Source organism: uncultured Campylobacter sp., from assembly GCF_937949835.1.
Classification (GTDB): Bacteria; Campylobacterota; Campylobacteria; order Campylobacterales; family Campylobacteraceae; genus Campylobacter_B.
Genome location: NZ_CALEDC010000033.1, coordinates 1 through 7,614, shown reverse-complemented (window position 1 = coordinate 7,614; position 7,614 = coordinate 1). Strand labels below are relative to the sequence as shown.

Annotated in this window: 7 protein-coding genes; all 7 read left to right on the top strand. The window is 49.4% G+C overall.

What is annotated here, in order from left to right:
- Positions 1–869: glutamate--tRNA ligase (gene gltX, locus Q0256_RS00750; RefSeq protein WP_297959122.1), on the top strand; the 869-nt coding region annotated here is incomplete at its 5' end.
- Position 870: 1 nt separating this feature from the next.
- On the top strand, positions 871–2,127 hold the full coding sequence (locus Q0256_RS00745; RefSeq protein ID WP_297959120.1) for a malic enzyme-like NAD(P)-binding protein: 1,257 nt from the start codon (positions 871–873) through the stop codon (positions 2,125–2,127).
- 44 nt (positions 2,128–2,171) lie between these two features.
- Positions 2,172–3,620, top strand: coding sequence for a nicotinate phosphoribosyltransferase (locus tag Q0256_RS00740; RefSeq protein ID WP_297959118.1), 1,449 nt, complete (start codon positions 2,172–2,174; stop codon positions 3,618–3,620).
- Positions 3,613–3,984 (top strand): hypothetical protein, encoded by a 372-nt coding sequence (locus tag Q0256_RS00735; protein ID WP_297959116.1) that lies wholly within the window; start codon positions 3,613–3,615, stop codon positions 3,982–3,984. The genes Q0256_RS00740 and Q0256_RS00735 overlap by 8 nt, the downstream gene beginning before the upstream one ends.
- Before the next feature lie 78 nt (positions 3,985–4,062).
- Entirely contained in the window at positions 4,063–4,755 is a 693-nt protein-coding gene (locus Q0256_RS00730; protein WP_297959114.1) for an MqnA/MqnD/SBP family protein, read from the top strand.
- Positions 4,752–6,110: an NADP-specific glutamate dehydrogenase gene (gdhA, locus tag Q0256_RS00725; protein WP_297959112.1), complete on the top strand. Its 1,359-nt coding sequence runs from the start codon at positions 4,752–4,754 to the stop codon at positions 6,108–6,110. The genes Q0256_RS00730 and gdhA overlap by 4 nt, the downstream gene beginning before the upstream one ends.
- A gap of 488 nt (positions 6,111–6,598) precedes the next feature.
- On the top strand, positions 6,599–7,330 hold the full coding sequence (locus Q0256_RS00720; protein ID WP_297959110.1) for a DUF4197 domain-containing protein: 732 nt from the start codon (positions 6,599–6,601) through the stop codon (positions 7,328–7,330).
- Positions 7,331–7,614: the final 284 nt, after the last annotated feature.

Below are 7,614 nucleotides of genomic sequence, written 5' to 3'. Positions count from 1 at the left end.
TCATCGCAAGAAGCGACGGCACACCGACATATAACTTCACGGTCGTGATCGATGATGCGCTGATGGGCGTCACGGACGTGATCCGCGGCGACGATCATCTAAGCAACACCCCGAAGCAGATCGTGCTGTATAACGCGCTAGGCTTTAAAATCCCGAAATTTTACCACGTCGCGATGATCAACGGCACCGACGGCAGCAAGCTAAGTAAGCGTCATGGTGCTACCGACGTGATGGAGTATAAGCGCATGGGCTATCTACCGCAAGCTCTGCTAAATTTCTTAGTGCGCCTGGGTTGGAGTCACGGGGATGATGAAATTTTTAGCATGGAGGAGATGAAGCGATACTTTGATCCTAACCATATCAGCAAAAGCTGTAGCACTTTCAACCAAACCAAGCTCGAGTGGCTAAACGCGCATTATATTAAAAGCTCTGACGACGACGAGCTTGTCTTGCAGCTTGTGGAATTCGGCGTCGATATCCGCTCGCACGCGAAAAAACATCTCATCGCCCAGCAGTACAAACAGCGCGCAAAGACGCTAGTGGAGATGGCCGAGGGCATTAAAATCCTTCTAAACCGCCCGAGCTGCTACGACGAGAAGGCGTATAAGAAATTTGTAACCGAAAGTTCGCTAAGCTTACTCGCAAAATTTGCGGATACTCTAAGCGCAAATTTAAATGCAAAGGAGTGCGAGGAGGAGACGATGGAGTTTTTGGACGCAAACGGCGCCAAGCTAAAGGATCTTGCTCAGCCGCTGCGCGTTGCGATCACGGGAGGAAGCGTTAGTCCGTCGATTTTTGAAATTTGTGAAATTTTAGGAAGCGACGAAGTTAAAACGAGAATTTCAAATTTAATCAAAAAAGGATTATAAAATGGCTAAAGTAAACGTTGAAGCGGCTTTGAAGTACCACATAGGCGGTAAAATCGGAACGAATGTAAAAACCCCGTGCGCTACGGCGGAGGATTTGGCGCTTGCATACACGCCGGGCGTCGCGGAGCCTTGCAAGGTGATCGAAGGTGATCACGAAGCCGCGTTTAAATACACGAATAAAGCCAATCTCGTAGCCGTTATCACTAACGGCACAGCGGTTTTGGGTCTCGGAGATATCGGCGCTATCGCCGGAAAGCCCGTAATGGAGGGCAAGGCGGTTTTGTTTAAAAAATTCGGCGGCGTCGATGCCTTCGATATCGAGATCGACGAAAAAGATCCTAAAAAGATAATTGAAATTTGCAAAGCGATAGCGCCTACGTTCGGCGGTATAAATTTAGAGGATATCAAAGCTCCCGAGTGCTTCGAGATCGAGCGCGAGCTACAAAAAGCCGTCGATATCCCCGTCATGCATGACGATCAACACGGCACCGCGATGATTACGGGCGCAGGGCTAATCAACGCAGCCATCATCAGCGGCAAAAAGATCGAGGATATGAAGATCGTAGTCAGCGGCTCGGGCGCTGCTGGCATAGCGTGCGCAAAGATGTATCAAAATTTAGGCGCCAAACATATCATAATGCTCGATTCCAAAGGGGTGATCTACAAGGGCCGCACCGATCTTACCGAGCAAAAGAAAGAATTTGCCCTAGACACCGCAGATCGCACGCTAGAGGACGCGATGAAGGGCGCGGATATGTTTTTGGGCCTTAGCAAGCCGGGCGTTTTAACCAAAGAGATGGTAAAGACTATGGCGCCGCATCCAATCATTTTTGCGCTTGCAAATCCGGTACCGGAAATTTATCCAAGCGAGGTCGAGGAAGTAAGAAACGACGCGATCGTAGGCACAGGTAGAAGCGACTTTGCAAATCAGATCAATAACGTTTTGGGCTTTCCGTATATATTCCGCGGCGCGCTTGACGTAAGAGCCAAAAAGATTACCGAAAATATGAAGATTGCGGCCGCTCGCGCGATGGCGGACCTTGCTCGCGAAGAGGTTCCTGCAGAAATCCGCAAGATGCTGGGCAAAGATAGCTTGAAATTCGGCAAAGACTACGTGATCCCAAATCCTTTCGATCCGCGCGTATTTGCCGTGATCTCGACGGCGGTCGCAAAAGCTGCGGTGGACGACGGCGTCGCTCGCGTCAAAGACTTCGACGCTGCAGCTTATAAAAAGAGCCTGGAAGCCAAAAAGCTATGATTTTTTGCTCCTGCGCGAGGCGAGATTAAATTTAAGAGGCGTAAATGAAAGATTTGGCTTTACTTACCGATTTTTATCAGCTTAGTATGATGCAGGGTTATTTTTTTACGAAGCCCGATCAGACGGCGGTTTTTGACGTTTTTTATCGCAAAAATCCAAGCGGCGGCGGTTACGCGATATTTTGCGGCTTAAACGAGGTTGTGGATTATATCGAAAACTTAAAATTTAGCGACGACGACATCGCATATCTAAAAAGTCTAAATTTCTTTAAGCCCGAATTTTTGGAATTTCTAAGAGGCTTTAAATTTAGCGGCGAAATTTACGCGATGGATGAGGGGCAGATCGTATTTCCGCACGAGCCGCTAATTCGCGTCAAGGCAAATATTATGGAGGCGCAGCTCATCGAGACTGCGATCTTAAATACTATAAATTTTCAAACTCTCATCGCTACGAAAAGCTCGCGCATCAATTTTAGCGCCAAGGGTGATTCGGTAATGGAGTTTGGCTTGCGCCGTGCTCAGGGGCGAAGTGCGGGCATCTACGGCGCAAAGGCTGCGATTATAGGCGGCTGCAGCGCCACGTCAAACGTACTCGCCGCAAAGAAATTCGGCGTGCCCGCGATCGGCACCCACTCGCACTCGTGGATTCAGAGCTTTGATAGCGAGCTGGAGGCGTTTCGCGCCTACGCTAAAATTTATCCAAACAGCACGCTTTTGCTCGTCGATACCTACGATACTCTCGCAAGCGGCGTGCCGAATGCGATCAAGGTTTTCAAGGAGCTGCGCGCGAGCGGTCATGAGCCGCTTGGAATCCGCATAGATTCGGGCGATCTGGAGTATCTAACCAAACAGGCGCGTAAGATGCTCGATGCGGCGGGCTTTAATGACGCAAAGATCACCGCGTCGAATGATCTGGACGAATACGCGATCGATCAACTCAAGCTTTTCGACGCCAAAATCGACAACTGGGGGATCGGCACGAGGCTTATTACGGGCGGAGATAGTTCAAGTCTAGGCGGCGTGTATAAGCTAAGCGGTATCGAAAAAGATGGCGAGATCGTGGCTAAGATCAAAATTTCAAACGATCCGCGCAAGATCAACAATCCCGGCTACAAGCAGGTCTTTAGGCTCTTCGACAAGGATAACGGCATGGCGCTTGCCGATCTGATCGCGCTTGATGGAGAGAGCATAGACGAGAGCGTGCCGCTTGAAATTTTCCATCCGCTTTACACCTATAAGCGTAAAATTTTAACGAATTTCAGCGCGCATAAGCTCTTGCGTCCCGTTTTTAAGGAGGGCAAATTCGTAGGCGTGCGCCGCACGGTAAGCGAGATCGCGCGTTTTAGCAAGGAGCAGAAGAGTAAATTTTGGCTTGAGCACCTTCGAAACGTCCATCCGCAGAGCTACAAAGTGGATCTCTCTCAAAAGCTTTGGGATATCCGAAAATCACTCATCAACGAGTGTAACCTAAATTTAAAGGAGAAATATGTTTAAAGTTCTATCGTGCGCCGCTTTGGCGTTAGTTTTACTAGGATGCGGCTCAAACCAGCTCCGCCAATCCCCGGATAGCGCTATGAATAAGCAAGCACAGAGCGAAAAAACCATAACTCAAGAGAACGTAAAGACCTTCTATTTTGTCGATGACAAGGGCAAAAAACTTTCGCTTAGCTCAAACGACGATTTCAATACCGCCGTGTTAAAGGACGATAGCGGCAAAAGCTACGATCTTAAGCGCGACCGCGCCGCCGACGGCATCTATATGGAGAACAAAGACGGAGTGAGCATCCACTTCAAAAAAGGTGAGGGCATAGTGGAGTTTAGCAAATACAAATCCATCCCAATCACCGAGGTCAAATAAATCCTGAAATTTTTTGGTTAAATTCCGATTTAGCGCCGGAATTTAACCTCTTTTCCTGCGCTAAATTCGGAGAAAGTTATGTTATTAGGCAAAATCGATTATCTAAATTTGCTCCCATTTCACGTATTTTTAAAATCCCTTCCGCTGCCGTCTTATGTTAAAAAATCGATAGAATTTAAAAAAGGGGTGCCGAGCAAACTCTGCGCCGATCTTTATTATAGGCGCATAGACGCTGCGGTAATCTCCAGCATCGAAAGTCGCCGCGCAAAATACTGCAAACTGCCTCTTGGAATCGTCGCAAAGCGCGAAGTGCTAAGCGTGCTCGTGCGCAAAAACTCGGCGCCCAGGCTCGATCCCGCGTCGATGAGCTCAAATATGCTAGCTCGCGTGCTGGATCTTCGCGGCGAGGTGCTAATCGGCGATAATGCTCTAAAAGCGCTGCTTTCGCAGGGCAGGGATAAATTCTACGATCTGGGCGAAATTTGGCAGCAGCGCACGGGCTTGCCCTTTGTTTTCGGGCGGCTGTGCTGCGTGAAAAACGAAAAAGCTTACGCGCGCCTAGCGACGAAATTTTTACGTTCGCGCATTAAAATTCCAAGATATATCCTGCAAAGCTACGCCCTTTCGCGCGGCATAAAAGAGCGCGAAATTTTAAATTATCTGAAATTTATCGGCTATAAGATCGGCGTCCGCGAGGAGCTGGCGCTGAAAAAATTTATCGCTAAAGCCAAAAAATTAAAATTTAATCCGGTTCAAAAGGAGGAACTATGAAGTCTTACATCGACGGCTTGCTGCTAAATTTAAAGCGCGCCAATCCCGGTCAGGAGGTCTTTATCCAGGCATCGACCGAAATTTTATACTCGCTCATACCGCTTCTAAAGCGCGACGAGAGGTATGTGAAAAATAAAATTTTAGAGCGCATTTTGGCGCCCGAGCGCACGATGATGTTTCGCGTCGTCTATATGAGCGACGGCGGCGAGCCCTGCGTGCATACGGGATATCGCATAGAGTTCAACTCCGCTCTGGGCCCTTACAAAGGCGGACTGCGCTTTCATCCGAGCGTAAATTTGGGCGTTTTAAAATTTTTAGGGTTTGAGCAAATTTTTAAAAATTCTCTCACCGGCCTTAATATCGGCGGCGCAAAAGGCGGCGCAAATTTCGATCCCAAGGGCAAGAGCGACGGCGAGATTATGAGATTTTGTCAATCTTTTATGTTAGAACTTCACCGCCTAATCAGCTCCAATACCGACGTGCCCGCAGGCGACATCGGCGTGGGCGGTCGCGAGATCGGCTATATGTACGGCGCGTATAAAAAGCTCACCCGCAGATTCGACGGCGCGCTTACGGGCAAGGGGCTAAGCTGGGGCGGCAGTCTTGCGCGCACTGAGGCTACGGGCTACGGATCGGTTTATTTTGCAAACGAGATGCTCGCTACCAGAGGCGATTCGCTGCACGGTAAAATTTGCACAATTTCAGGCGCCGGCAACGTTGCGATCTACACCGCCGAAAAGCTCTATCAGATGCAGGCTAAGCCCGTTACCGTGAGCGATTCTACGGGCTTTATCTATGATGCCGAGGGAATCGACGTGGCGCTTCTTAAAAAGCTAAAAGAGCAGCTGCGCGTGGGGCTTTGCGAATATATCAAGGAGCGCCCCGGCGCAAAATTTATCCCAGTTAGCGCCTATCCCGCAGGCCGCAACGGCGTGTGGAGCGTGCCGTGCGACGCCGCGTTTCCGAGCGCTACGCAAAACGAGCTTAATCTGCAAGACGTAAAGACTCTCTATGCCAACGGATGTCGCATGGTTTGTGAGGGCGCGAATATGCCAAGCACGCTTGAGGCGATCGATTTTATGCTCGCGCAAAAAGACTTTCTTTTCGGCCCTGCGAAAGCGGCGAATGCTGGCGGCGTAGCTACGAGCGGGCTTGAGATGGCGCAAAACGCGCAGATGGCGTCATGGAGCTTCGAGGAGGTCGATAGCAAGCTGCGCGAGATCATGCGCCACATATTTCGCACCAGCTATGAAACCTCGAAGGAATTCGGCGCGGAGGGTAATCTCGTGCTAGGCTCAAACATCGCGGGCTTTCGCCGCGTAGCCGATGCGATGCTGGATCAAGGTCTAGTTTAAGCTCAACTCGCTTTATTTTGTCAAAAGCGGCAACTCGCTTTTAAATTTAAGCTTTTTAAATTTACGGCGAGCTTTTTGGCTGCGGCGGGCTTGATAAAATTTCAATCGTTTGCGCTTAGAATATAGCCGCTCATCGCTATAATTTGCTTTGTGCGTCTTGCGTTGGCATCGTGTGCGCTGCATAAATTTAAATAGCGCCAAGCAGTGCGGTTTTAAAATTTTAGCTCGTCGTAGCGATGCTTTTAAAATTTAGTCGCAAGCACGACAAAGACCGCCCCGCCAAATTTTATTTTTAAATTTTAGGGGTAAATTTTGCCAGTTAAATTTAGCTTTTAAATTCTACGTTTTAAATTTAACTTGAATCCGCTTTTAAATTTAGCCTAAATTTTATCTTAAATCGTCCACGCAGCGCGTAAATTTACACCGCGCAGGCCTAGCGTTTACCGCAGTTTGGCATAATGGCGCAAATTTTATCCAAAGGTTGCAATATGAAAAAATTTATGATTTTGCTCGCCGCTGCGGCGCTGTCGCTTGCGCATGCGGACGTGGCGGATATTCTAAAGCAGGGCGCAGATGCGCTCGGTGCGATTAGGAGCGGAAACTACAAGGATCTGCTCGCTTCCGCTGCGAACCGCGCCGCAAGCGAGCTCGCCAAGGGCTACATCCACAGCAAGACCGCTAAAATCGAACTTCCTCCTTCGCTGAAGGCTGCTGCGAAACTTGCGAGAAAGGTGGGCGGCGATAAATGGGAGCAGCAGCTCGTCGTGAGCATGAACGATGCCGCTACCAAGGCGGTAAGCGGCGCGAGCAAGATATTTTTGCAAGATCTGAAATCGATGAGCGATGCCGACGTTAAAAAGCTCATCAGCGGCGGTGACACCGCGCTTAGCGAGTATCTGCAGAGCAAGTCGGGTGCGAAGCTGCGGGCGGTTTTTAGGCCGATCGTAAGCGATATGATGAGCAAAAACAGCTTTGCGACGGCGTATAACGGGCTAAATTCCTTCGCGCAAAACAAGATCGCGGGTAACGAAGCGGTGCAAAATATCGCGCGCGGGCTGGGCGCGAGCGAGTATCTGCCTAAGCAGGGCGAGGATTTGAACGATTATATCACGCAAAAGACGCTGGACGGGCTATTTGCGGTGATGAGGGAAAAAGAAAGCGCGCTTCGCGGCAGCGCCGTCGGCAAAGGTGCTGGGATTTTAGGCAAGGTGCTGAAATAAAACTTGCGGCAAAGGCTGCGTAAATTTCGCCGCATAGCCGCTTATAATTGCTTTGCGTCGTAAGCTTGGGTAGCCTAAAGCTGTGCGTAAAGTGCCCGCTCGTGCAAGACAGCTGCTTGCGCCAAAGCGGGCGCGCGACGGAATTTAGAGGTTTGTTTGTCGCGCGCTTGCGGTAGGTTTGCTTTAGACGATAATCTTAGCGCGGAGTTTAATCCGCGAAATTTGAAATTGTAAAATTTAGAAATTTAGCAAGACGCAAAGGATTTGGAATTTTAAAATTTCGT